The sequence below is a fragment of the Agrobacterium sp. ES01 genome, assembly GCF_050320885.1.
GTDB lineage: Bacteria > Pseudomonadota > Alphaproteobacteria > Rhizobiales > Rhizobiaceae > Allorhizobium.
This window is the reverse complement of sequence record NZ_JBNQTH010000006.1, coordinates 85192-109890: the sequence shown is the minus strand read 5'-3', so window position 1 is coordinate 109890 and position 24699 is coordinate 85192. Positions and strand designations below refer to the sequence as shown.

Here is a 24699-nt window from a genome sequence, read left to right as displayed (position 1 = left end):
GCGTCCATGGCTGTTCTGATCAAAGGCGCAGGCGTTGCAGGCCTCACGGCTGCCTTCGAACTCACGCGTCGCGGCATCAAGGTTGAGGTCAGTGAAACCCGCTCTGTCATAGGCCATGGCGCGTCGCATTATGCGGGCGGCATGTTGGCTCCGTATTGCGAGCGTGAGGCGGCGGAAGAGTGCATTCTTGAACTTGGCCTTTCGGCAGCCGACTGGTGGGAGGCGGCACTTCCAGGCTCGGTGAAGAAGAATGGAACTCTCGTCGTCGCTCCACCCCGCGATAGAGAAGAACTGAAGCGATTTGCCGGCCGTACGCGCGGCTTTCGCTGGCTGGACGCAGAGGAGATCGCGGCGCTGGAACCCTGCTTGGCCGGCCGCTTTTCCAAAGCTCTCTTTTTCCCCGAGGAAGCGCATCTTGATCCACGAGCAGCCCTGGCCGGTCTCCATCGGTCTTTGCAAGCAAGCGGCGTCACCTTTCATTTGGGTGCAAAAGCAAAGGACACCGGCTGTTTCGACACCATCGTTGACTGCACCGGACCAGCCGCCATTGGCCCCGCCAACAGCCTGCGCGGTGTGCGCGGCGAGATGCTCTATCTCGACACACCAGACATCACGTTATCGCGCCCGGTGCGCCTCCTTTATCCGCGCCACCCGGTCTATCTGGTGCCCCGCGAGAAACATCGCTTCATGCTGGGCGCCACCATGATCGAAGCTGCCGACGATGGCCCGATAACCGCGCGTTCAATGATGGAGCTTTTGAACGCGGCTTACGCGCTTCATCCCTCTTTTGGAGAGGCTCGCATCATTGAGACCGGCACCGGCATTCGACCCGCCTTTGCCGATAACATTCCACGCATTGAAGAGACGCCGGACGGCTTTGCCCTTGCCGGGCTTTACCGCCACGGTTTCCTGCTTTCTCCAGCACTCGCGGTCGCAGCTGCAGACCGACTTTCGCACCCGACGCGCAGAAAAGAAAGGCTGACAGCATGACACTGATCGTAAATGGCGAACCCGTTACAATCGAAGCTGTAACGCTTCTCGATCTCATGACAGCCCTCGACTACGAGGGTGATTGGCTGGCGACCGCCGTCAATGGCAACCTCGTTCATCGTGAGGATCGCGCCGTCCATCGCCTCGACGAGGGCGACCGGATCGAAATCCTGAGCCCCAAGCAGGGAGGCTGACGATGACGCTGATCCTATACGATGTCGCGCTTCAATCGCGTCTTCTGCTTGGCACGGCGCGCTATCCGTCGCCAACAGTCCTTGAGCAGGCCGTCAGATGCTCCGGAACTGAAATTGTCACCGTCTCGCTTCGCCGGGAAACAGCAGGCGGCAAGTCGGGTGGCGAGTTCTTCGATCTGATCCGGGCACTCGGGGTTCGGGTTCTGCCCAATACGGCCGGCTGCCACTCCGTTTCCGAGGCCATACTGACAGCAAGGATGGCCCGTGAGGTCTTTGGCACAAACTGGGTCAAGCTTGAGGTGATCGGCCATCAGGATACGCTGCAACCTGATGTTTTTGCTCTGGTAGAGGCTGCCCGCATTCTCTCAGAAGATGGCTTCAACGTCTTCCCCTACACAACCGACGATCTTGTGGTTGGCGAAAAGCTGCTCGATGCCGGATGCAAGGTGCTGATGCCCTGGTGCGCACCGATCGGCTCTGCCATGGGGCCGCAAAACATGGTGGGTTTGAAAGCAATGCGGGCCGAATTTGCCGATATCCCATTGATCGTCGATGCCGGCATAGGACGCCCCTCCCATGCACTGCAGGTCATGGAACTCGGCTATGATGCTGTTCTGCTGAACACCGCCGTATCCGGGGCCGGCGATCCGGCATCGATGGCGCAAGCCTTCGGCTCCGCGATCACTGCCGGCCGCATCGCCTATCTGGCAGGCCCGCTGGAACCGCGCGACATGGCTGTGCCCTCCACACCCGTCATCGGCAAAGGCGTTTTCGCATGAAGCTCGATCCCTTCTATCTGATCGTCGATAGCGCCGACTGGATCGAGCGTCTGGTCCCCCTTGGGGTGAAACTCGTGCAACTCAGGATGAAGAACATCGATGACACGATGCTCAGGCATCATGTTCGAAGGTCAAGGCGCATCTGCAAAGCCCATGAATGCCAGCTAATCATCAATGACCACTGGCAGATCGCGATTGAGGAGGACTGTGATTTTGTCCATCTCGGTCAGGAAGATATGGTCGAAGCGGATCTGGGTGCCATTCATAGGGCCGGGTTGAAGCTCGGTGTGTCAACCCACGACGATGCTGAACTCGACACGGCGCTTGCCGTCAATCCCGACTATGTTGCGCTCGGCCCCGTCTGGCCAACAATCCTGAAACAGATGAAATGGGCGCCTCAAGGGGTTGAGCGCGTAACCGACTGGAAGGCACGGATAGGCAACATTCCCCTGGTCGCCATCGGCGGTGTCACCTCGGAGCGCGCGCCTCTCGTATTGCATGCCGGTGCCGACACTGCTGCAGTGGTGACCGACATTACCTTGAACGACGATCCGGAGACACGCACGTGTCAATGGCTGCAAGCAACCGAGCAATGGAGGCGCCTGTAAAGCTGGCGACATCGGATAGCGTGGAAAAGTCGCCGTAAACCGAGACAAACTGACATCCGGTATGCGTATCGAAACTGCCTTAGACACTGGCAATTCACGGTCAATTCCGCCATATACACGCAAGAACCCCAAACGGAATGAAAATGTCATGGTCGCAATGGTCGAATTCGCAAAGATGAACGGGCTTGGCAACAAGATCCTGGTTGTCGACATGCGCGGCCGCAAGGATCATGTGACTGCAGAAGCCGCAATCGCCCTTGCGGCCAATGCCGAGACCACGTTCGACCAGATCATGGCCATCCACGACGCCGTGACGGACGGAACGGATGCATGGATCGACATTCTCAATTGCGATGGCACAAAGGCGCAGGCCTGCGGTAACGGCACCCGCTGCGTCGTGCAGGCACTTGCAGCCGAAACGGGGCGCAAGTCCTTCACATTTCAGACGGTTGCTGGAATCCTAGGTGCGATTGAGCATGACGATGGACTGATCTCGGTCGATATGGGACGTCCGGTCTTCGAATGGGACCGCATCCCGCTTGAGGAAGAATTTTACGACACAAGCCGCATAGAACTGCAAATCGGGCCGATCGACGCGCCAATCCTGCATTCGCCCTCTGCTATGTCCATGGGCAACCCGCATGCGATCTTCTGGGTCGACGGCGATCCCATGAGCTACGATCTGGAACGTTTCGGACCGCTTCTAGAAAACCATCCGATCTTCCCGGAAAAGGCCAACATTACATTGGCGCAGGTGACGGGACCATCTTCGCTCAGAACACGCACATGGGAGCGTGGTGCCGGATTGACGCTTGCCTGCGGATCTGCCGCCTGTGCCGCCGCAGTATCTGCTGCACGCACGGAGCGTACAGGGCGCAATGTGACGATTGATGTTGCTTCCAGCCCGATCCGCCAGCCACTCGTGATCGAGTGGAGAGAAGGCGATGGCAAGGTCATCATGACAGGCCCGGCTGAATGGGAATGGTCAGGTCAGCTTGATCCGTCGACAGGTGCCTTTGAGCGGGAAGCAGAAGCCGGAGTTTCGGCCAAGTGACGATGGACACGAAAGCTGGCATCGATGTCGTCACCTTCGGCTGCCGGTTGAATACCTACGAGTCCGAGGTGATGAAGGTTGAGGCTGAGCAGGCCGGCCTTCACAATGCCATCCTTTTCAATACCTGCGCGGTCACCAGTGAAGCGGTCCGCCAGGCCCGCCAGGCCATACGTCGGGCGCGTCGCAACAATCCGGAAGCCCGCATTGTCGTGACCGGCTGTGCCGCCCAAACCGAAGCTTCCGTCTTTGCAGCAATGCCTGAAGTGGATCTGGTGCTTGGCAATGAAGAGAAGCTGAAAAGCGAAAGCTATCAATCGCTTCCAGATTTCGGCATCGCGGCTGAAGAGAAGCTGCGCGTCAACGACATCATGAGCGTCACGGAAACCGCGCCGCAGATGATCGCCCATCTCGACGGCCATGTGCGCGGTTTCATCCAGGTGCAGAACGGCTGCGACCATCGCTGTACGTTTTGCATCATTCCCTACGGTCGCGGCAATTCGCGCTCGGTTCCCATGGGCGCAGTGGTCGATCAAGCGCGGCAACTTGTTGAATCCGGCTATCGGGAGGTCGTTCTGACCGGCGTCGATGCAACCAGCTATGGCGCTGATCTTCCCGGCCAGCCAAGCCTCGGCAAATTGGCGAAAACGCTTCTACGACTGGTACCGGAGATCGAGCGGTTGCGATTGTCATCGATCGACAGCATTGAGGTCGACACTGACCTTCTCGATCTGATCGCCGATGAATCCCGCTTCATGCCGCATTTGCACCTGTCGCTGCAGCACGGAGACGATCTGCTTTTGAAACGCATGAAGCGTCGCCACAGCCGGCAGGACGCTCTTGAATTTGTGTCGCACGTGAAACAATTGCGCCCATCCATGAGTTTCGGTGCCGATATGATCGCTGGCTTTCCTACGGAATCCGAAGAGATGTTTGCCAATGCGGAAAGCCTGGCGGAGGAGATCGGCATCTCCAATCTTCATGTCTTCCCATATAGCCCGCGTCCGGGTACCCCAGCGGCGCGCATGCCCCAACTCGATCGTCGTCTGATCAAGGAGCGTGCCGCGCGTCTGAGGCAAACAGCAGACAGACTTCGGCTGCGACATTTGAATGCTCAAGTGGGTAGCCGGCATAAGGTATTGGTCGAAAATGGCGGTGTGGGTCACACCGAAGACTTCACGGCCGTAGCAACCCCTGGCCTGACACCTGGGGACCTTGTGGCCGTCACCATCACCGGTCACAATGACCGTCATCTTGAAATGCAACTGGTAGGCCGTTCGGCAGCCTGATTTTCAAACGGACAAAAAAATGGCTCTCGGCTTCATCAAGAAAGTGTTCACGTTCGGCAAGGACAAACCCGCTACTGAAGAGGCGCAGGTGTCCGATGCCGAGCATATGGAAAATCTCGTCGAGGAGGCGGAAACCGCATCGGCTTTGCAAGAGATCCCGGTTGCGGCGGATCCCGTAGCGCCAGAGGAAATCGAAACGGCCGGCGGGCCGGCACCGGACGAGGTTGAGGCCGCGGCAGAACCTGCTGCGGAGCCTGATTTTGCCGAACGGGACATCACGCAGAACAAAAACTCTGACGCCGACAGCACCTCGGAATCCCCAGCGGTAGACGAATTCCACCCGCAGCCGGAGCAGCCAGTCGATCTGAGCCATGGCGAACTTCAGCAAAATGCCAACGGCGCGATTTCGCTTCCCAAGGGTTTCTCTACCGGTTCACTCGTTCCGGACCCATCGCCAGAAGCACCGACTGTCAGACTGACCTGGTTCCAGCGTCTTCGCCAGGGACTTTTCCGCACCTCATCGCAACTGTCAGGTCAGATCGCCGCCCTCTTTACCAAGCGCAAGCTTGATGACGACACGCTTCAGGATCTGGAGGATCTTTTGATCCAGGCAGATCTTGGAGTCGAAACGGCGCTGCGGATAACAGACACGCTCTCCGCCGAACGCTATGGCAAGGATGTGACCGGTGAAGACGTGAGCCGCATCATGGCAGCCGAGATCACCAAGGTTCTCAAGCCCGTCGCAAAGCCGCTTGCGCTCGACCTCAGCCACAAACCGCATGTCATCCTCGTGGTCGGTGTCAACGGCACCGGCAAGACCACGACGATCGGCAAGCTTGCCGCCAAGCTGTCCGGATCAGGATTGAAGGTCATGCTCGCCGCTGGCGATACCTTCCGTGCAGCCGCGATCGAACAGCTCAAGATCTGGGCCGACAGAACGGGATCGACCTTCATTGGCAGCAAGATCGGTGCTGATGCAGCAGGCCTTGCCTATGACGCATTCGAGCAGGCGCGCGCCGAAAAATCAGACGTCCTGATCATCGATACCGCTGGCCGACTGCAGAACAAGGCCGAGCTGATGGCCGAGCTCGAGAAGATTGTAAGGGTTCTCGGCAAGCTCGATCCGGACGCGCCGCACACGGTATTGCAGACACTGGATGCCACCACCGGGCAGAATGCATTGAACCAGGTCGAGATTTTCCGCAACATTGCCGGCGTTAACGGCCTGATTATGACAAAATTGGATGGCACGGCCCGCGGCGGCATCCTTGTCGGCATAGCCGCCAAACACAAGCTGCCTGTCTATTTCATTGGCGTCGGTGAAGGCGTTGAGGACCTCGAACCTTTCGAGGCCGAGGATTTCGCCAACGCAATCGCCGGCCACGCACATCAGGGATAAATGTCGACCATGGCTAATTTCGAAAGCGACACCAAGCCGACGACCGAAGAAAAGCACCATCCGCTGCTGAAGCTGGCATTGGAAATCGGGCCTCTGCTTGTCTTCTTCTTCGGTAATCTGCGTAGTGAATGGCTGGCGCAGAAATTTCCGGCTCTGTCCGTGATCGGCGGACCGCTGTTGATCGCGACGGCCTTGTTCATGGTGGCAACCGTAATATCGCTGATCGTGTCGAAGATTGTCTTCAAGCATCTGCCGGTGATGCCATTTGTCTCTGGCGTGGTGGTTCTCGTCTTCGGCTCGCTGTCGATCTGGCTCCAGGATGAGACCTTCATCAAGATGAAGCCGACAATCGTCAATGCGCTGTTCGGAACCGTGCTCCTGGGCGGCTTGTATTTCGGCAGGTCCTTGCTCGGCTACGTATTCAATGCCGCCTTCCAGCTTGATGATGAGGGCTGGCGCAAACTCACACTCCGCTGGGGTATCTTCTTCCTTTTTCTGGCTGTCCTCAACGAAGCGGTCTGGCGCAATTTCTCGGACGATGTCTGGGTGAATTTCAAGGTCTGGGGCACCATGCCGATCACCATTCTCTTCACCCTAGCCCAGATGCCGTTGATCATGCGCCACACTGTCGAGCAAGAGCCAAAGGACCAAAAGTGAGCGCGAGCCCGGGGGAAACGACGGTTCATCGCTCAACCGTGTTCTGGTCCGTGGCACTTGCAGCACTCATTCTGGCTCAGATCGTGACGCTTTATCTGATGGGCCGGGTGCCGATCTGCGAATGCGGTTACGTCAAGCTGTTCGAGGCCGGCGTCAATACGCCCGGCAACTCCCAGCACATCGCCGACTGGTATACGCCGTCGCATATTATTCACGGCTTCATCTTCTATGGTCTGGCCTGGGCTGTGCTGCGCCGGGCAAGCTTTGGTGCGCGCCTGACATTGGCAGCCGTCATCGAGATCGGTTGGGAAATCCTGGAAAACTCGCCGATCATTATCGATCGCTATCGCAACGCAACCATGGCTGTCGGTTATAGCGGTGACAGCATTCTCAATTCGACCATGGATACGGTCTGGATGGTCATTGGTTTCGTCTTTGCAAGCCGCGTGCCGGTGTGGATTACCATCCTCGTCGCCGTGGCGTTTGAGCTACTGACCGGCTACCTGATTCGCGACAATCTGACCCTCAACGTGTTGATGCTGGTCTGGCCGGTTGAGGCGATCCGGAACTGGCAGGCGGCGCTTTAACAGCCAGGTTCAGCTTGACGGCGAAGACAAGGCCTTCTCGATAGCCGGCTTGAGCTGTGTCTCGACCGATTCCGGATCGAACGGTCCGACCTTTTTGTACACGATCGTACCGTCAGCTGCGACGAGATAGCTTTCCGGAATGCCATAAACGCCCCAGTCGATGGCTGCCTTGCCATTGGGGTCAACCCCAATGGCGGCATACGGGTTGCCGAGCTCGCCTAGGAACCGCAGCGCATTTTCCTGCTTGTCCTTGTAGTTGATCCCGACAATCGTAATGCGCGGATCGCGGCTCAGCTCTTCGATGACCGGATGTTCCTGCCGGCAGGGCACGCACCAGGACGCAAAGACATTGACGAGTGTGAGTTTGCCACGAATTTCAGAGCTCGTCAGGGCCGGGACATTTGCCCCTTCAAGCGGCGAAAGAGCGAGCTGAGGCGCTTTGGTGCCAATCAGGGCAGAGGGAATATCAGAGGCATTCTTGCCGTTGAAGTCCTGCTCATAGAGCATCTTTCCCGCCGTCGCGGCAATCCCGACAAAGACCAGCAACGGAATGGCGGCAACCAGATAGCGGCCGATACCCTTGCGCTGGACAGCCACGTCCTCTTTCCCCGCCTGCTCACTCATCTTTGCGCTCCATCCGGCTTGACCGAAGAGCGACGACGAATACCTGCGGCCTCAAGGGCTTTCAGCTCCTTTTGCCGTGCGCGCCCGTCAAGCCATGTCCATAAAACGGCAAAGGCAATCAGTCCGAAGGTGATGAGGTAGGACGCAGTGATGTAAAAGGTGTGGCTCATGACTTGTCACCCTGGCTCGCCAGCCGCGCGGCCATTCGCCGTTGCGAAGCCACCCGGCGGCGCCAGATTTCGTTCCTCATGGCCATGATATGCAAGGTGAAGAACAGCAGCGTGAAGGCAATCGCCATGACGAACAGCGGCCGCAGAAATTCTGAATCGATAGTTGGCCCACCCAGGCGCATCACGCTTGCCGGCTGATGCAGCGTGTTCCACCAGTCGACCGAGAACTTGATGATCGGGATATTCACGAAGCCGACAAGAATGAGCACCGCGCTGAGCTTGGCCGCTTTGGACGGATCATCCATGGATCGGTTGAGTGCGATCACACCCAGATACATCAGAAACAGCACGAATACGGAGGTCAGGCGAGCATCCCAGACCCACCAGGTGCCCCACATGGGCTTACCCCAAAGAGACCCCGTGACCAGTGCAATCAGTGTGAAGATCGCGCCGAGCGGGGCGGCAGCCCTGTGGCTGACATCGGCGAGAGGATGACGCCAGACCAGTGTGCCGATCGCCGAGAGAGCCATCACCGTGTAGCACATCATCGAAAGCCAGGCCGCTGGCACATGGATATACATGATGCGGACCGTCAGTCCCTGCTGATAATCGCCTTCTGTCGTGAAGCTCATATAAAGCCCGAGCGCCAGCAACACAGCCGTAATGACCGCCATCCAGGGCAGAATACGCGCAGCCAGGGCCAAAAACCGCGTGGGGTTTGCCAGATCGCTAAGCTTGGTAATCGTGAGGCTATTGTCGGTCATGCGGCGTTTCTAGCCTCATCAGTAGGCTTCTGCAATTGATCTTGCTCAATCTGTAGCGTGACGCAGGGCAAGCGCTGCCGCAAGCGGACCGATGACCGCAAAGAACAGGGTGATCGCAATCAGAAACAGAAACGGCGGCATAAATGGGGCCGGATCCTCAACCGCAGCATAGCTCGCGCTCACGCCAAAAATCAGCACCGGAATGGCAAGCGGTAAGACGAGGATCGACACCAGGAGACCGCCGCGCGGCAAGGCGACGGCCACAGCAGCACCCGCAGCCCCGATAAATGTGATGGCCGGCGATCCAACCAGCAGCGTCAACACCACGGCGCCGATGGCCACTTCGCTCATATTCATGAAGAGCCCGAGCAACGGAGCGGCGATGACCAGTGGCAGGCTGGTGCCAATCCAATGGGCGAGACACTTGACGAAGACTGTCAGAACCAACGGTGTCTCCTGCATCAGGATCACATCCAGCGAACCATCATCGCGATCGGCCTGAAACAATCTGTCGAGCCCAAGAAGTGCTGCCAGCAAGGCGCCGATCCAGACAATCGCCGGACCTATGCGCGACAGCAAATTGAGATCCGGGCCAACGCCGAAGGGAATGACGGCTACCACGGTCATGAAAAACAACACACCGATCAGGGCGCCACCGCCAGCCCGGATCGAAAGTTTGATATCCCGAAAGAATAAAGCCGTCATGGCATTGGCTCCGGCTCGCCATACGCGAACCCGCGCATCCGGATTTCTTTGGCACCTTCCAGCCCCAAAGGCTGGTGAGTGGCGGCAAGGGCTATCCCGCCGTTTTCGAGATGTGTGCGAACAAGACCTGCAAACATGGCATCCGCGCTCGAATCAAGGGCCGCGGTCGGCTCATCGAGGATCCAGACTGGCCGATAGGCAACCAGCAACCTGGCCATGGCAAAACGGCGCTGCTGGCCGGCAGACAGATAACCGTATGGCAGATGCGTGATACCGCTCAGTCCAACGCCGTCGGCCGCCTCTTCCACCTCAATCCCCTGCCCGCCCTCAAAATTGCCCAGATGGGCTTTCCAAAAGGAGAGATTCTCCTCAACGGTCAGCTCGCGCTTCATCCCGTTGCGGTGGCCGAGATAGTGGCTTGCCTCGCGAACGGGCCGGCTTTCCCTCTGATCTGAAAGATGAAAATTGATTCGCCCCGCCTCAGGTGCCAGCAGTCCAGCGACAACCCGAAGCAAGGTCGACTTTCCCGACCCGTTCTTCCCGGTGAGAATCAACGCCTCTCCGGCGTTCAGAACAAAACTGACATCGGAGAAAAGAATGTCTTCACCGCGCTCAACTGCAAGGTTTTCAGCGGTAAGCCGCATGGAATGGTCTTTCCGGCAACGTTTCGGTCACCCAATTAAAATTTTGTCAGATTTAGCCTATGGTTGCTCTGGTACCTTTCATAGAAATTATCTATAAGTCCCGCAACCACGCCAGCGGCCGGCGTGAAGGTTCATCCTTGTACCGAACATGATGATTGTACTCTACAATTCTCACGGGCGGACAGCGGAAATGGTCGCACCCGCATCCTGATGTGCATTACGTGCATAGGCGTCCGCACGAATGTGTTGGCTCTCAGAAATAAGCGGGGTTTCTATCCGTGTCCAAATCACTCGACAGCTTTAATTGTCGCTCCACTCTGACCGTAGATGGCAAAGACTATGTCTATTACAGCCTTCCCAAGGCTGAAGCCAACGGTCTGGCCGGAGTTTCGAAACTTCCTTATTCGATGAAGGTGCTCCTTGAGAACCTTCTCCGCAATGAAGACGGTCGCTCCGTCACCAAAGCCGATATCGAAGCCGTTGCCGCCTGGCTCAATGACAAGGGCACTGCCGGCGCCGAAATCGCCTACCGTCCGGCCCGCGTGCTGATGCAGGACTTCACCGGCGTTCCAGCCGTTGTCGACCTCGCTGCCATGCGCGACGGCATTGTTAACCTCGGTGGCGATCCGGAAAAGATCAATCCGCTGGTTCCCGTCGACCTCGTCATCGACCACTCGGTCATCGTCGACGAATTCGGCTCACCGCAGGCTTTTGCGAAGAACGTTGAGCTGGAATACCAGCGCAATGGCGAACGCTACCGCTTCCTGAAATGGGGCCAGCAGGCGTTCAAGAATTTCCGTGTTGTTCCTCCGGGTACCGGCATCTGTCACCAGGTTAACCTCGAATATCTCGGCCAGACCGTATGGACGAAGGAAGAGGATGGTGAAACAACCGCCTATCCCGATACCTGCGTTGGTACAGACAGCCACACCACCATGATCAATGGTCTGGGCGTTCTGGGCTGGGGCGTTGGCGGTATTGAAGCCGAAGCGGCCATGCTCGGACAGCCGGTTTCCATGCTTCTGCCGGAAGTCATCGGTTTCAAGCTGACCGGCAAGCTCAAGGAAGGCGTAACCGCGACCGATCTCGTACTGACCGTCGTTCAGATGCTGCGCCAGAAGGGCGTTGTTTCCAAGTTCGTCGAATTCTTTGGCCCGGGCATGGACAACATGCCACTCGCTGACCGTGCAACGATCGGCAACATGGGTCCGGAATACGGCGCGACCTGCGGCTTCTTCCCGGTCGACGGCGAAACCATCAACTACCTCACCATGTCTGGCCGTACACACGAGCGGATCGCGCTTGTCGAAGCCTATTCCAAGGCTCAGGGCATGTGGCGTGAAGGCGATGGTTCCGACCTGGTCTTCACCGACACGCTGGAACTCGACCTCAATGACGTCGTCCCGTCCATGGCCGGCCCGAAGCGTCCAGAAGGTCGTCTGCCACTCGAAACCATTGCGCCGAACTTTGCCACATCTCTTGATGAGGTCTATAAGAAGCCGGGTCAGCTTTCGAACCGTTACGCAGTAGAAAGCACCGACTTCGATCTCGGACACGGTGACGTCTGCATCGCAGCCATCACATCCTGTACCAACACGTCGAACCCCAGTGTACTGATTGCAGCCGGTCTTCTGGCCCGCAACGCAGTTGCCAAGGGCTTGAAGTCCAAGCCTTGGGTCAAGACCTCGCTCGCACCCGGATCCCAGGTCGTCGGCGAATATCTCGAAAAGTCCGGTTTGCAGAAGGACCTCGACGCGCTGGGCTTCAATCTCGTCGGCTTCGGTTGCACCACCTGCATCGGTAACTCCGGCCCGCTTCCGGCTCCGGTCTCTAAGACCATCAACGACAAGGGTCTGATCACAGCCGGTGTGCTCTCGGGCAACCGCAACTTCGAAGGCCGTATCTCTCCAGACGTTCAGGCCAATTACCTGGCATCTCCGCCGCTGGTCGTTGCCTATGCCCTGGCAGGCTCCGTGCAGAAGGATCTGACCTCCGAACCGCTCGGCGAAGACACCGACGGAAATCCGGTCTATCTGAAGGATATCTGGCCGACTTCGAAGGAAATCCAGGAATTCATCCTGAAATACGTGACACGCGAACTCTATGAGTCACGCTATGCCGACGTGTTCAAGGGTGATGAAAACTGGCAGGCGGTTCAGATCCCGCCTGGCCAGACCTATGCCTGGGACAATAATTCGACCTATGTGCAGAACCCGCCTTACTTTGTTGGCATGGGCAGGACCGGTTCCGGTGTTGCAAACATCGAGAACGCTCGCGTGCTGGGCCTGTTCGGCGACAAGATCACCACCGACCACATTTCTCCGGCCGGTTCGATCAAGGCGCAGTCCCCTGCTGGTGAATACCTGTTGGAAAATGGCGTCGGCATTGCTGACTTCAACCAGTACGGTACGCGTCGCGGTAACCACGAAGTCATGATGCGCGGCACTTTCGCCAACATCCGCATCCGCAACCACATGCTCGGCCCGAACGGTAAGGAAGGTGGCTACACCATCCACTATCCGTCCAAGGAAGAGATGTCGATTTACGATGCGGCCATGATGTACAAGGAAGAAGGCGTTCCGTTGGTCATTTTCGCAGGTGGCGAATACGGCAACGGTTCGTCGCGTGACTGGGCTGCCAAGGGTACCAACCTGCTCGGCGTTCGCGCAGTCGTGGCCGAAAGCTTTGAACGTATTCACCGTTCGAACCTGGTTGGCATGGGCGTTGTTCCGTTCTGCTTCGAGAACGGCACGACCTGGACCTCGCTGGGCCTCAAGGGCGATGAAACGGTTACGATCGAGGGCCTGGATGGTGAAATCAAGCCCCGCGAGAAAAAGATCGCCAAGATCACCTACGCCGACGGCACTGTGAAGGAAGTTCCCCTGATCTGCCGTATCGATACGCTCGATGAGGTGACCTACGTCAACAACGGCGGCATCCTTCAGACCGTTCTGCGCGATCTGGTCGCCTGATCCGTCTTCAGCCAATTTAACGAGAAGCCGCCGGACAGTTCCGGCGGCTTTTTTCATGGCGCATTTTTCATCAACCCAGCCTCACCCCATCGTGACTTTCTGTTGAAAAACGGACGGAGTATGTGTCTCATGGAAATTGCGGCGTCTGCGCGGAAATTGCGGACGGACCAATGGCATTGAATAGAGCGGTTCCCATGATTTCGAGATTACTTGCGTCGATCCTGCTTCTGAGCATCTCTCTTACGGGGAATGCACATGCTGACGACGTGGGAAAAACGCCCAAGGGCGTCATAGAACTGTTCGTATCGCAAGGCTGTATGTCATGCGTGGCGGCAGACCGAGCCATGAGTTATCTTGCCGTCCAGCAGGATATCGTCGCGCTCGCCTATCATGTCGATTACTGGAACTACCGCGGTTGGACTGACCCTCTGAGCAGGCCGGAGAACTCAAACCGTCAATATGGCTATGCTCATACGCTGGGGCGCAGCGGCGTCTATACGCCGCAAGCCATTCTCAACGGACGCGAGCAGCAGAAGGGCACAGACGTCGCCGTGCTGAACAAGCGCCTGGATGTGATGCGTGCAAGAGGCAGCGGTCTCCACGTTCCGATCCGCGCCGTCAGCCGTGGCGGCAAACTCAAGATCACGGTGGGCGAAGGATCAGGCGAAGCGGATATCGTCGTCGTTTATTTCCGCAAGCGGCAGGACATGGAAATCACCAAGGGCACCAATGAGGGCCAGAAGGTCTCCAACTGGAACAGCGTAACAGATGTCCAGACCGTCGGCGTGTGGAGCGGCGAAGAGACGAAGCTTGTCTTGCCGTCAAAGGTAATGGGTGAAGACAAGAGCGACGGTTGCGCTATTCTCGTTCAAATGCGGGGTCCAAACGGCGAACCCGGCGCAATCCTCGGCGCAACCATACTTACCGCCAAGCAAAGTTCCTGAAGTGACTGCCAAGGCTTGAAAACCGGCGGTCCGATCCAGAACATTGGGGGGCTGGGGGTAAGGGGTCAATGCGCCAGACCGGACCATTGGCGCCAGGCGCCAACCGGAAACTCAATGTCGTCTCTAATTGGGGCGCTCTTTTGACCAAAATACGGCACGCCCCAAAATCTCATTTTGTCGACCCTAAGCGACTGTAAATTCAGGATTTTACTGGCGCCCTTGCATTTTTTTCAGGCTCCGGCAAACTGTCGCTCGCCTGTCATAATGAAAGGACGAGGAGCGCCTATGACCGATTTTCCGCGTGACGATGAGAACCGTATGGAAAGCGGCGTGGCCTCAGTCGTCGATCTGCGGGAATACAAGAAAAGCCGAGACCCGCTTCCCGTCACATTCCACCGGCGTGAACTCGATGCCATACTCTGGGTCTATGGCCGCATGGTGGGTGACGGTGAATGGCGTGACTATGCAATCGACCACACGAGGGAAAAAGCGGTCTTTTCAGTATTCAAGCGCTCAGGTGAACTGCCGCTGTATCGGATAGAGAAAAATCCGAAACTCGCGGCAAAACAAGGTGCCTTCAGCGTGGTCAATACGGCAGGCATGGTGCTGAAGCGTGGCCACGAGATCAAGCAGGTGCTGAAGGTTTTTGACAAGGTCTTGAAGCTGATCGATTGATGCGTCGGCAAAACATCGTCGCTGCAGGATGGAACCGGGCACCGGACTCTTTGGTCATCCACTCAACATTCACCCTCAGATAATATCTTCAATGATAGCCTGAGCAATGCCCAACCGCTGTTCCAGCCGAGGATCGACCTTGACTTGCGGCAAAAACCTTTTAATAGCAGGCAGCGAAAGGAAACCGCGCATGCGCTCGATAGCTGCTGCATCTGCCGAATATTGTCACCTGGCACTGTGTGTCCGGGCAATTTCTGCGGTTTCCAATTCATCCAAGACCACGGCCAAAACGACGACGAAAACCGTCTGACGTCTCTGGCCAACCGCTCTCTCCCCGGCAAGGCCGGGGACAAGGTCGCTGCATCCCTGCAGCACCCCCTCACCACCGCGGAGAGAAAGAAAGAGAGCAGTTTATCATGGGTTTCAAAGTTGCAGTCGCAGGCGCCACCGGCAATGTCGGTCGCGAAATGCTGAACATTCTGGCCGAGCGCGGTTTCCCGGCTGACGAGGTCGTGGCACTTGCCTCCGCGCGCTCGCAAGGCACAGAAGCATCCTTTGGCGACAAGACGCTGAAGGTCCAGAATCTGGAGAACTACGACTTTTCCGACACCGACATCTGCCTGATGTCGGCTGGCGGCGATGTCTCCAAGAAGTGGTCGCCAAAGATCGGTGCCCAGGGCTGCGTTGTCATCGACAACTCTTCTGCCTGGCGCTACGACGCAGACGTTCCATTGATCGTACCGGAAGTAAACCCGGACGCCATCAAGGACTTCACCCGCCGCAATATCATTGCCAACCCGAACTGCTCGACAGCCCAGCTTGTCGTAGCGTTGAAGCCATTGCACGATGCCGCCAAGATCAAGCGTATCGTGGTCTCCACCTACCAGTCGGTCTCTGGTGCCGGCAAGGAAGGCATGGATGAGCTGTTCTCCCAGACACGCGCCGTCTTCGTCGCCGATCCGATCGAATCGCGGAAATTCACCAAGCGCATCGCCTTCAACGTGATCCCACACATCGATTCCTTCATGGAAGACGGCTACACCAAGGAAGAGTGGAAGGTTCTGGCCGAGACCAAGAAGATGCTCGATCCGAAGATCAAGGTCACCTGCACTGCTGTGCGTGTCCCGGTTTTCATTGGCCATTCGGAATCGGTCAATATCGAATTCGAAAACGAAATGACCGCCGATCAAGCCCGCGACATCCTGCGCGAAGCACCCGGCTGCCTCGTCATCGACAAGCACGAAGACGGCGGCTACATCACGCCTTACGAATGCGCGGGCGAAGACGCGACTTACATCTCGCGGATTCGCGAAGACGCGACTGTCGAAAACGGCCTCAACATCTGGGTCGTCTCAGACAACCTTCGCAAGGGCGCTGCACTGAATGCAATTCAGATCGCCGAACTGCTTGTGAACCGCGGACTGATCAAGCCAAAGAGCCAGGCCTGAGCCATTGGAACCCCGGACCCCTTCTGGGAGACCGGGGTTTTCCATCACGTGGACACGCGCAATAAGCTGACTATTCAAGACCACGTGATCAGATCCCTGCATTTTAAACGTGTATTTGAATTCGCTGATCGTTCTCACTAATGTGACAAACAGCCTTCGACGGATATCTGTCGGGCATTTTCCAAACTGACAAACAGGTCGAGTGACCGGGAGCTTTTATGCGGATTGCAAAAACGGCGGCAGCAACACTGCTCATCACAGGGAGTTTCCTCGCGTCCGCATCAGGTCTGCTCGCCGCCCAGTGCGGCAATACCTCTGCTGGGTTCTCGAACTGGGTCGAGCAGTTCAAGGTTGAAGCGGTCAGCAAGGGACTGAATGCCCGGCTGGTCGATCAGGTCATGTCAACCGTCAACTATAACAGGCCGACAATCAGCGCAGACCGGGGCCAGAAAAGCTTCAAGCTGTCCTTTGACAGCTTCATGAAGAAGCGCGGCGGATCAACCATCATTTCAAAGGGCAAGCGGATGAAGAGCGCAAACGCGGCGCTGTTCTCCCGCATCGAAAAACAGTATGGCGTGCCAGCCGGTCCACTGATTGCTATCTGGGGCATGGAAACAGGGTTTGGCGGCTTCCTGGGCAACCAGCACACGCTCTCTGCCGTTGCCACGCTCTCCTATGACTGCCGCCGCAGTGCGTTCTTTACCGACCAGCTCTATGCAGCAATCCAGCTCGTCGGCGACCGTTCGCTCAGCCTCCAGGCACGCGGTGCAGCCCATGGTGAAATCGGCCAGACACAGTTTCTGCCGCGCAACGTCGTCAAATTCGGCGTCGACGGTGATCGCGATGGTCGCATTGATCTCGTGAGGTCGCGTGCAGACGCGCTAGCCTCCACGGCGAATTTCCTGCGTGGCCACGGGTGGCGTGCCGGCGCCGGCTATCAGCCTGGCCAGCCGAATTTTGCAGCTTTACAGGGCTGGAATGCCGCAACGGTGTATCAGCAGGCCATCGCCTATATCGGCGCACAAATCGACGGCAACTGATCAGCTAAAACTGTCGCGACCGCTTAGAGATAAAGGCGCCCGAAATCTTTGGTTTCGGGGTCCATGATCCAGAGTTCGCCATTGGAAATGTCGAACCAGGCGCCGTGGATCTTAAGCTTTCCACGCTCTTCCAGAATCTTCACGCAAGGGAAGGTCCGCAGGTTCTCGATGGAATTCCGGATCGACACCCGCTCCAGCGCCGTCTGTCGTTCGCCGGGCGTCATATTGGAATTGCCATTGATCTGCGCGGCGGCGGGCTTGACCAGATTCATCCATTTTCCGATGAAATCACCGGGCGAGAGAGGCTCCGCATTCGGATCGAGCGCTGCCTGAATACCGCCGCAACGACCATGTCCCATGACAATGATATCGCGCACCCTCAGGGACTGGACAGCAAATTCCAGTGCAGCCGAGGTGGAGTGATACTGGCCATCAGGCTCATACGGCGGTACCATGTTGGCGACGTTGCGCACAACGAATAGTTCCCCCGGCCCGGCGTCGAAGATTGTCTCAGGCGCGGCGCGTGAATCACAGCATGCGACCACCAGCGTATGAGGCTTCTGACCATTTTTCGCCAAAGTGCTATAGCGCTCACGCTCGTCGGTGTAACGACCGGTCATGAAGTTGCGATAGCCATCGAGGAGTGCATTCGGAAACTGCTTCATGAGTTTTCGATTAAACTGACTAGGTCGTCATGGCAACATAGTTTCGACGAGAGGCGGGCTCACGGACCGCTCGCGGGTGTCGATCCGTGGACAGCTTCTCACAATTGACCAAAGAGACTATAAGAAATCAGAAATATTCAACCAGAGCAAATTTCCGGCCATCGCTATGTTAAGTACATTAAATTGAAAACATTTCTGCGCAATGTCCGTGACAAACCAATAGTCCTCGGGAGGGCACATCAGCATGGCCGCGAGCAAAAAGTCGAAACGTGACAATCTACACGAGAGCGCCCGGCAGATCGCCACGGCCATAGGGGAGCCCTTTCTCGATCCTTCGACCTTGTTCGAACGTGCCAGCAATGACGACATGGAGCGTTACACACCTGAAATGCTCGCCTTTTCAGCGCTTCGTGCAGCGCAGGATCTGGCGTCGTGGGATGGCAATGCACCGCAAATCAACATAGCCTCGATCACGGGTGTCGAACCGGATGGCGTTCCGGTCACGGTCTTGTCGGTCACAGATATCAACAAGCCGTTCCTTTACGATTCGGTGATGGGCGAGGTGACGAGCAGTCATCGCGATATTTTCCTCGCCGTTCATCCAATCTTGCCGGCAAGCGAGGCCCGCAACGCCAAGCTGGAAGCGCCGGCCGACAGCCCAAGCGGTGCCATTCGGATAAGCTATATCCAGCTTCATCTTGCACCGCTGGACGCCCAGCAAAGCGAGGCACTGATTGGCCGCCTCCGCACCGTCCTCTCCCAGGTCGATATTGCAGCAACAGACTGGAAGCCCATGCTGGCAACGCTCGATGGAGCGATGCAGGATCTCGAAAGCCTTCCATCCACACGCCGCAAGCGAGAGCGCGACGAAGCGCTTTCGTTTCTTGACTGGCTGCGAAAGGACAATTTCACCTTTCTGGGAATGCGCGAATATATCTATTCGGGCGAAGGCGCCGATGCGAAGATAGAGCGCGGCAAGGGAAGGGGCCTCGGCATCCTGGCCGATCCGGATGTTCTGGTGCTTCGGCAGGGAAAAAATGCCGTCACCACGACACCGGAAATTCTGGCCTTCCTGCAGGGGACCGATTTCCTCATCGTCACAAAAGCCAATGTCAAATCCGTCGTCCATCGCCGCGCCTATATGGATTATGTCGGCGTGAAACGCTTCAATGCCGACGGCAAGGTAATCGGCGAGCTGCGCATCGTCGGCCTCTTTACCGCCACTGCCTATACGCATTCCCTCAACCAGATCCCGCTCTTGCGCGCCAAGGCAGAGAAGGTCACCGATCATTTCGGTTTTGATCCACGAAGCCATTCTGGCCGCATTCTGCAAAACACACTCGAATCCTACCCTCGCGACGATCTCTTCCAGATCGATGTGGATCTGATGATTCGCTTCTGCGAGCAGATCATGGATCTGAGCGAGCGGCCGCGTGTTCGCGTCTTGCCGCGCATCGATCATTTCGACAGATTTGTGTCCCTGATCGTCTATGTGCCGCGCGAAGACTATAATTCGACGGTGCGTGAGAAGCTTGGCGACTACTTCGCAGCGATCTATGACGGCCATGTTTCAGCCTACTACCCGGCATTTCCCGAGGGCGGTGTTGCACGTGTCCACTTCATCATCGGTCGCTCCAGCGGCAGGACACCCCGTATTCCGCAGGTCAAACTGGAACAGGCCGTTCTTGAGATCACCACCCGCTGGGAAGACCGTTTTGCAAGCCTCGCCGGGATCAATACGCCAGACGTCAAGATCAGCAGCGCCTATCAGGATGCCTTCGAACCTGAGGAGGCGGTTGCCGATCTTCACCATGTCAGAGCCTGCCTGCATGGTTCTGCCATCAGCATTGCCTTCCATGAGCGGCAGAGCGAAAACGGTTCGGCGCTTTACCTGAAGATCTTCCACGCTGGCGAACATCTGCCGCTATCGCGCCGCGTCCCACTGCTCGAAAATCTCGGCTTCAACGTCATCAGCGAGCGCACATTCGATATTGGCGCGGTCCCTGAGGATGGCGAGCACCGTCTGGTTATCTTGCATGACATGGAGCTTCAACTTCAGGGCGGAAAGCCTTTCTCTTTCAAGACCCAGGCCCCTATCGTTGAAGAAGCATTCCTTGCCGCCTATAACGGCGTGGTGGACAACGACACCTTCAACCGGCTGGTATTGTCCGCCGGTTTGACAGCGCGGGAAGTCACCGTCCTCAGAGCCTATGCAGCCTATTTGCGCCAGAGCGGCATCGTCTATTCGCAAAGCTACATCGCCGATACCCTGAACAAGTATCCGGCTATAGCGACCTCGATCTTCGCATTGTTCCACGATAGCTTCGATCCCGAACTGGACGAGAAGAACCGGGCTCGTAAAGGCACCGACCACCACAAGATGATCGAGCAGAATCTTGCAGACGTGCCAAGCCTCGACGAGGATCGCATTCTGCGACGCTACGTGAATGCCATCGATGCGACGCTCAGGACCAACTATTTCCAGACAACCCCTGACGGCCTGTCAAAGGCCATGCTGGCATTCAAGTTTGATCCAAAGAGGCTGGAAGGCCTGCCCGATCCACGGCCCTTCCGTGAAATCTTCGTCTACGGTGTGGAGGTCGAAGGCGTTCACCTGCGCTTCGGCAAGGTCGCACGTGGCGGATTGCGCTGGTCTGACCGCGCTCAGGATTACCGCACGGAAGTCCTGGGGCTGGTAAAGGCTCAGCAGGTCAAGAACGCCGTCATCGTGCCTGTCGGCGCCAAAGGCGGCTTCTACCCGAAACAACTGCCCGTGGGCGGCAGCCGTGATGAATATCTGACGGCCGGCAAGGACGCCTACAAGACCTTCATCACCACACTGCTGTCCATCACGGACAATATCGTCGATGGCGAAGTTGTGCCGCCTGCAGACACAGTGCGCCTGGATGAGGACGATCCCTATTTCGTTGTAGCAGCGGACAAGGGAACCGCCACATTCTCCGATACGGCCAACGAACTGGCACGCGCTGCCGGTTTCTGGCTCGACGATGCCTTCGCCTCCGGTGGATCTGCCGGTTACGACCACAAGAAAATGGGCATCACGGCACGCGGAGCATGGGAAGCCGTCAAGCGGCATTTCCGTGAAATGAATGTCGACATTCAGACGACCCCGTTTACCGTCGTCGGCGTCGGCGACATGTCCGGCGACGTGTTCGGCAATGGCATGCTGCTGTCGGAGAAGATCCGGCTGATTGCCGCCTTCGACCATCGCGACATCTTTATCGATCCCGATCCGGATATTGCACGGTCCTTTGCCGAGCGGCAGAGGCTTTTCGATCTGCCCCGCTCGAGCTGGCAGGACTATGATCGCAAAGGTCTGTCGAAGGGCGCGATGATCATTTCACGCTCCGAGAAATCCGTAACGCTCACACCGCAGGCGGCAGCGGCCATCGGTCTCGACAAGACTATCGCATCGCCCTTCGAAATCATGACGGCCATCCTGAAGGCGCCGGTTGATCTCCTCTGGTTCGGCGGCATTGGCACCTACCTCAAGGCTGCGAGCGAGAATGATTCCGATGTTGGCGATCGCGCCAATGATGCAATCCGCGTTTGCGCAAGCGATGTGAACGCGAAGGTGATCGGCGAGGGAGCCAATCTCGGCGTTACCCAGAAGGGACGTATCGCCTTTGCCATGAAGGGAGGTCGATGCAATTCCGACGCCATCGACAATTCGGCCGGCGTGAATTCGTCTGACGTCGAGGTCAACATCAAGATCGCCTTTGCTTCGGCCATCACCCATGATCGATTGACCTTGCCCAAGCGCAACAAGCTTCTGGTCGAGATGACCGAGGATGTGGGCGAACTGGTGCTGCGCAACAATTATCTCCAGAGTCTGGCCATTTCGCTGATTGACGAGAAGGGCACCGATAATCGTGAAGAACTGAGCCGGCTCATGAACGTGCTCGAATCGTCAGGTCAGCTGAATCGCGAGATCGAGACACTACCGGGCGAGCAGGAACTGCACGAAAGATATGCGGCTGGCAAAAGCCTCACGCGACCGGAAATCGGTGTGCTCCTGTCCTATGCAAAGATCGTCCTTTTCGATCAGCTGGTCGCCAGCGGCTTGCCGGACGATCCCTATTGCATGACGTCGCTCATGAATTATTTCCCGACAAAGATGCGAAAGGCCTTCCCCGACGATATCGCAGGTCACCGTCTTCACCGGGAAATCATCGCAACGGTTCTGGCCAACCATGCCATCAATCGCGGTGGACCGGGCTTCATCGTCAAGATGAGCGATGCCACAGGTGCTCTGGCAGCCCAGGTGGTGAAGGCAGCCCTGCTCACGCGTGATGGCCTCGAACTGCCGGATATCTGGGACAGGATCGACGCACTGGATGCACAGATCCCAGGTGCCGTGCAAAACAGGCTCTACGCAAAAGTGACTGACGTCTACACAGACGTCACCCGTCTTTTGCTGGAGACCGACGGTGCCACCGGGGATATCGCAACAGCCCTGGAGCGCATCAAGTCAGCTGTGAAGGCCCTGAAACAGACCGTGACCAAGATCATGCCGGAAGGACTGCGTCTGGCGACCGAAAGCCAGATCGCTGAACTGGTGGCAGCCGGAGCTCCAGTCGATATTGCCACTGAAGTAACCGGTTTGAGGCTGCTGTCTCTGGTTCCCGAAGCGATGCAAATCGTGGATGAAACCGGTGCGCAGCTTGCCCGTGTCGTCGAAAGCTATTTTGCCGTCAGCGAGCTGTTCCGCGTCAGCGATGTCTTGAGAGCTGCCGAGCGGATTACCACGACCGATCATTATGACAGCCTTGCACTGACACGCAGCATCGACCAGATCGCGTCCGCACGGCGCAATATCGTCATTTCGGCTCTGTCCAAACACGGCGACGAGCGCGAACCGGTCAAAGCCTGGCGCGCCGACGATGAGGCGCGGATGGACAAGATCGCAGTCGAACTGGCGAATATCAGCGAAGGCGGGGAGCCCAGCCTGTCACGCATCACGGTTGCTGCGGGCCTGCTCACCGATCTTGCACATGAAAGGACAAAGTGACACTGTCGCCATCGGTTAAAACCGTAGGTAAAATCAGTGAATGACTAATGTTGTATCGGCGGGTCAGCCGCGAAAAGCGGCTGACAGAGGCGTCATAGGCTGGATGCTGTTCGACTGGGCGGCGCAACCTTTTTTCACCGTGGTCACGACATTTATTTTCGGACCTTATTTCGTCTCCCGCATGACCTCGGACCCCGTGTCCGCACAGGCAAGCTGGAGCAATATGGCCACCATTTCCTCCATCATTATTGCCTTGCTGGCCCCTGTTCTCGGTTCGATCGCCGACAGATCGGGAAGCCGAAAACCATGGATCGCGTTCTTTGCGGTGGCAAAGATCATCAGCCTTTGCCTGCTCTGGACCGCAGCACCCGGATCGCCTGTGATTATTCCGCTGATCCTGATGATAGTGGCGTCGATCTCGGCCGAGTTCTCCATCGTCTTCAATGACTCGATGATGCCGCGCCTGGTCAGTTCGGAAGATGTCGGGCGCATTTCCAATATCGCCTGGGGCATGGGCTATCTCGGCGGTATCATTGTCCTGATCGGCGTTGTGCTCTTCATCGCAGCAAACCCGGACACTGGCCTTACTCTGCTGGGCCAGCGTCCGCTCTTCGGCCTCGATCCGGTAGCCGGAGAGGATGCTCGCATTACCGGGCCACTCTCGGCCATGTGGTATTTTATCTTCATACTTCCGATGTTCTTCTTCACACCGGATGCAAAGCGTGGATTGCCGCTGGGCCAAGCCGTCAGATCCGGCTTCGGCGATCTCAAGGCCACCCTGCACGAGCTGAAGACAAGACCGGCCATCACCCGCTTCCTGATCGCGCGCATGATCTACCAGGACGGCGTGAACGGTTTGCTTATCCTCGGAGGCGTCTTTGCCGCTGGCATGTTCGGCTGGTCGACGATGGAGATTGGCGTCTACGGCATTATTTTGAACGTCGTCGCCATTGGTGGCTGTATCGGTGCCGGCTATATCGACCGCGGCTTCGGATCCAAATTCACCGTGGTGATGAGCCTTGTACTATTGCTCATCGCAACCGTCGGCATCATCTCGACGGGACCGGGTTTCACACTCTTCGGCGCGCTGGAATTTAACGATACGGGATCGGTGGGGCTGTTCTCAACAGCGGCGGAAAAGGCCTATATCTTCTTCGGTACACTTGTCGGCCTTGCATTCGGACCCGTTCAGGCCTCATCGCGGTCTTATCTCGCTCGCAGTGTGAGCATCGAGGAAGCCGGCCGATATTTCGGCATCTACGCGCTGTCCGGCCGAGCCACAAGTTTCATGGCGACGCTCAGTTTTTCCATACTGACCTACTGGAGCGGATCAGCCCGGGTGGGCATGGCTAGCATGATCTTCTACCTGGCGGTCGGTCTCTTCATCCTCGCCCGGACACCTTACCCGGCTTCCGATGCTGACCGGTCCATCTGACCGGCCGGCATCGGATAGAGACAAAAG

General features: G+C 57.3%; 22 protein-coding genes. 16 read left to right on the top strand and 6 right to left on the bottom strand.

Translation table 11 applies throughout. From position 1 onward, the window contains the following. The first annotated feature begins 6 nt into the window (after positions 1-6). The 9 genes from thiO to ACQQ2Q_RS17510 all read left to right on the top strand — a co-directional run bounded on the left by thiO (position 7) and on the right by ACQQ2Q_RS17510 (position 7554). Entirely contained in the window at positions 7-990 is a 984-nt protein-coding gene (thiO, locus tag ACQQ2Q_RS17550; protein ID WP_428188420.1) for a glycine oxidase ThiO, read from the top strand. Beyond that, on the top strand, positions 987-1184 hold the full coding sequence (thiS, locus tag ACQQ2Q_RS17545; RefSeq protein WP_428188419.1) for a sulfur carrier protein ThiS: 198 nt from the start codon (positions 987-989) through the stop codon (positions 1182-1184). Before thiO ends, thiS begins: the two co-directional genes overlap by 4 nt. Positions 1185-1186: 2 nt before the next feature. After that, on the top strand, positions 1187-1963 hold the full coding sequence (locus ACQQ2Q_RS17540) for a thiazole synthase (protein ID WP_428188418.1): 777 nt from the start codon (positions 1187-1189) through the stop codon (positions 1961-1963). Continuing rightward, positions 1960-2571, top strand: a complete 612-nt coding sequence (locus tag ACQQ2Q_RS17535; RefSeq protein ID WP_428188417.1) for a thiamine phosphate synthase — start codon at positions 1960-1962, stop codon at positions 2569-2571. Before ACQQ2Q_RS17540 ends, ACQQ2Q_RS17535 begins: the two co-directional genes overlap by 4 nt. Positions 2572-2719: 148 nt before the next feature. Then, the gene (gene dapF / locus ACQQ2Q_RS17530; protein ID WP_428188416.1) at positions 2720-3625 is read left to right on the top strand and encodes a diaminopimelate epimerase; all 906 of its coding nucleotides are present in this window, start codon (positions 2720-2722) and stop codon (positions 3623-3625) included. A gap of 2 nt (positions 3626-3627) precedes the next feature. Beyond that, positions 3628-4911: a tRNA (N(6)-L-threonylcarbamoyladenosine(37)-C(2))-methylthiotransferase MtaB gene (mtaB, locus tag ACQQ2Q_RS17525; protein ID WP_428188415.1), complete on the top strand. Its 1284-nt coding sequence runs from the start codon at positions 3628-3630 to the stop codon at positions 4909-4911. A gap of 19 nt (positions 4912-4930) precedes the next feature. Then, complete coding sequence (ftsY, locus tag ACQQ2Q_RS17520) at positions 4931-6310, top strand: signal recognition particle-docking protein FtsY (RefSeq protein WP_428188414.1); 1380 nt, start codon at positions 4931-4933, stop codon at positions 6308-6310. Between the two features lie 9 nt (positions 6311-6319). Next, positions 6320-6967 carry a septation protein A gene (locus ACQQ2Q_RS17515; protein WP_428188413.1) on the top strand — a complete coding sequence of 216 codons (648 nt, stop codon included), beginning with the start codon at positions 6320-6322 and terminating at the stop codon, positions 6965-6967. Then, positions 6964-7554: a DUF2585 domain-containing protein gene (locus ACQQ2Q_RS17510; RefSeq protein WP_428188412.1), complete on the top strand. Its 591-nt coding sequence runs from the start codon at positions 6964-6966 to the stop codon at positions 7552-7554. Before ACQQ2Q_RS17515 ends, ACQQ2Q_RS17510 begins: the two co-directional genes overlap by 4 nt. Before the next feature lie 9 nt (positions 7555-7563). Here ACQQ2Q_RS17510 and ACQQ2Q_RS17505 read toward each other — a convergent pair whose 3' ends face one another. From ACQQ2Q_RS17505 to ccmA, 5 genes are read right to left on the bottom strand one after another with little or no spacing between them, the layout of a single operon-like run. Then, positions 7564-8178, bottom strand: coding sequence for a DsbE family thiol:disulfide interchange protein (locus ACQQ2Q_RS17505; RefSeq protein ID WP_428188411.1), 615 nt, complete (start codon positions 8176-8178; stop codon positions 7564-7566). Continuing rightward, entirely contained in the window at positions 8175-8348 is a 174-nt protein-coding gene (ccmD, locus tag ACQQ2Q_RS17500; RefSeq protein ID WP_428188410.1) for a heme exporter protein CcmD, read from the bottom strand. The genes ACQQ2Q_RS17505 and ccmD overlap by 4 nt, the downstream gene beginning before the upstream one ends. Continuing rightward, on the bottom strand, positions 8345-9112 hold the full coding sequence (locus ACQQ2Q_RS17495) for a heme ABC transporter permease (protein ID WP_428188409.1): 768 nt from the start codon (positions 9110-9112) through the stop codon (positions 8345-8347). Before ACQQ2Q_RS17495 ends, ccmD begins: the two co-directional genes overlap by 4 nt. 45 nt (positions 9113-9157) lie before the next feature. Beyond that, positions 9158-9817 carry a heme exporter protein CcmB gene (ccmB, locus tag ACQQ2Q_RS17490; protein WP_428188408.1) on the bottom strand — a complete coding sequence of 220 codons (660 nt, stop codon included), beginning with the start codon at positions 9815-9817 and terminating at the stop codon, positions 9158-9160. Next, entirely contained in the window at positions 9814-10461 is a 648-nt protein-coding gene (gene ccmA, locus ACQQ2Q_RS17485; protein ID WP_428188407.1) for a heme ABC exporter ATP-binding protein CcmA, read from the bottom strand. The genes ccmB and ccmA overlap by 4 nt, the downstream gene beginning before the upstream one ends. Before the next feature lie 278 nt (positions 10462-10739). Between ccmA and acnA the strand changes: the two genes are divergently transcribed. The 5 genes from acnA to ACQQ2Q_RS17460 all read left to right on the top strand — a co-directional run bounded on the left by acnA (position 10740) and on the right by ACQQ2Q_RS17460 (position 17540). Continuing rightward, on the top strand, positions 10740-13433 hold the full coding sequence (gene acnA / locus ACQQ2Q_RS17480) for an aconitate hydratase AcnA (RefSeq protein WP_428188406.1): 2694 nt from the start codon (positions 10740-10742) through the stop codon (positions 13431-13433). 170 nt (positions 13434-13603) lie between these two features. Continuing rightward, on the top strand, positions 13604-14377 hold the full coding sequence (locus tag ACQQ2Q_RS17475) for a DUF1223 domain-containing protein (protein ID WP_428188405.1): 774 nt from the start codon (positions 13604-13606) through the stop codon (positions 14375-14377). Between the two features lie 285 nt (positions 14378-14662). Continuing rightward, a complete protein-coding gene (locus ACQQ2Q_RS17470; RefSeq protein WP_428188404.1) occupies positions 14663-15052 on the top strand; it encodes a DUF2794 domain-containing protein in 390 nt (129 codons plus the stop codon). Positions 15053-15468: 416 nt separating this feature from the next. Next, complete coding sequence (locus tag ACQQ2Q_RS17465) at positions 15469-16500, top strand: aspartate-semialdehyde dehydrogenase (RefSeq protein ID WP_428188403.1); 1032 nt, start codon at positions 15469-15471, stop codon at positions 16498-16500. Between the two features lie 218 nt (positions 16501-16718). Continuing rightward, positions 16719-17540, top strand: a complete 822-nt coding sequence (locus tag ACQQ2Q_RS17460; protein ID WP_428188402.1) for a lytic murein transglycosylase — start codon at positions 16719-16721, stop codon at positions 17538-17540. 23 nt (positions 17541-17563) lie between these two features. Here ACQQ2Q_RS17460 and ACQQ2Q_RS17455 read toward each other — a convergent pair whose 3' ends face one another. Continuing rightward, the gene (locus tag ACQQ2Q_RS17455) at positions 17564-18205 is read right to left on the bottom strand and encodes a carbonic anhydrase (RefSeq protein WP_428188401.1); all 642 of its coding nucleotides are present in this window, start codon (positions 18203-18205) and stop codon (positions 17564-17566) included. A 244-nt stretch (positions 18206-18449) separates the two neighbouring features. Here ACQQ2Q_RS17455 and ACQQ2Q_RS17450 point away from each other — a divergent pair, with 244 nt between their 5' ends. Together ACQQ2Q_RS17450 and ACQQ2Q_RS17445 are read left to right on the top strand one after the other, a co-directional pair. Beyond that, positions 18450-23237: an NAD-glutamate dehydrogenase gene (locus ACQQ2Q_RS17450; protein WP_428188400.1), complete on the top strand. Its 4788-nt coding sequence runs from the start codon at positions 18450-18452 to the stop codon at positions 23235-23237. A gap of 40 nt (positions 23238-23277) precedes the next feature. Beyond that, positions 23278-24672, top strand: coding sequence for an MFS transporter (locus ACQQ2Q_RS17445; RefSeq protein ID WP_428188399.1), 1395 nt, complete (start codon positions 23278-23280; stop codon positions 24670-24672). Positions 24673-24699: the final 27 nt, after the last annotated feature.

Bases quoted from the DNA above. Each gene is read 5' to 3' on its own strand.
- ACQQ2Q_RS17495 (WP_428188409.1), bottom strand. From the start codon at position 9,112: ATGACCGACAATAGCCTCACGATTACCAAGCTTAGCGATCTGGCAAAC.
- ACQQ2Q_RS17450 (WP_428188400.1), top strand. From the start codon at position 18,450: ATGGCCGCGAGCAAAAAGTCGAAACGTGACAATCTACACGAGAGCGCC.
- ACQQ2Q_RS17535 (WP_428188417.1), top strand. From the start codon at position 1,960: ATGAAGCTCGATCCCTTCTATCTGATCGTCGATAGCGCCGACTGGATC.
- ccmD (WP_428188410.1), bottom strand. From the start codon at position 8,348: ATGAGCCACACCTTTTACATCACTGCGTCCTACCTCATCACCTTCGGA.
- ACQQ2Q_RS17455 (WP_428188401.1), bottom strand. From the start codon at position 18,205: ATGAAGCAGTTTCCGAATGCACTCCTCGATGGCTATCGCAACTTCATG.
- ACQQ2Q_RS17540 (WP_428188418.1), top strand. From the start codon at position 1,187: ATGACGCTGATCCTATACGATGTCGCGCTTCAATCGCGTCTTCTGCTT.
- ACQQ2Q_RS17465 (WP_428188403.1), top strand. From the start codon at position 15,469: ATGGGTTTCAAAGTTGCAGTCGCAGGCGCCACCGGCAATGTCGGTCGC.
- ACQQ2Q_RS17505 (WP_428188411.1), bottom strand. From the start codon at position 8,178: ATGAGTGAGCAGGCGGGGAAAGAGGACGTGGCTGTCCAGCGCAAGGGT.
- ACQQ2Q_RS17460 (WP_428188402.1), top strand. From the start codon at position 16,719: ATGCGGATTGCAAAAACGGCGGCAGCAACACTGCTCATCACAGGGAGT.
- mtaB (WP_428188415.1), top strand. From the start codon at position 3,628: ATGGACACGAAAGCTGGCATCGATGTCGTCACCTTCGGCTGCCGGTTG.
- ACQQ2Q_RS17445 (WP_428188399.1), top strand. From the start codon at position 23,278: ATGACTAATGTTGTATCGGCGGGTCAGCCGCGAAAAGCGGCTGACAGA.
- ACQQ2Q_RS17515 (WP_428188413.1), top strand. From the start codon at position 6,320: ATGGCTAATTTCGAAAGCGACACCAAGCCGACGACCGAAGAAAAGCAC.
- thiO (WP_428188420.1), top strand. From the start codon at position 7: ATGGCTGTTCTGATCAAAGGCGCAGGCGTTGCAGGCCTCACGGCTGCC.
- ACQQ2Q_RS17475 (WP_428188405.1), top strand. From the start codon at position 13,604: ATGGCATTGAATAGAGCGGTTCCCATGATTTCGAGATTACTTGCGTCG.
- dapF (WP_428188416.1), top strand. From the start codon at position 2,720: ATGGTCGCAATGGTCGAATTCGCAAAGATGAACGGGCTTGGCAACAAG.
- ftsY (WP_428188414.1), top strand. From the start codon at position 4,931: ATGGCTCTCGGCTTCATCAAGAAAGTGTTCACGTTCGGCAAGGACAAA.
- ccmB (WP_428188408.1), bottom strand. From the start codon at position 9,817: ATGACGGCTTTATTCTTTCGGGATATCAAACTTTCGATCCGGGCTGGC.
- thiS (WP_428188419.1), top strand. From the start codon at position 987: ATGACACTGATCGTAAATGGCGAACCCGTTACAATCGAAGCTGTAACG.
- ACQQ2Q_RS17470 (WP_428188404.1), top strand. From the start codon at position 14,663: ATGACCGATTTTCCGCGTGACGATGAGAACCGTATGGAAAGCGGCGTG.
- ccmA (WP_428188407.1), bottom strand. From the start codon at position 10,461: ATGCGGCTTACCGCTGAAAACCTTGCAGTTGAGCGCGGTGAAGACATT.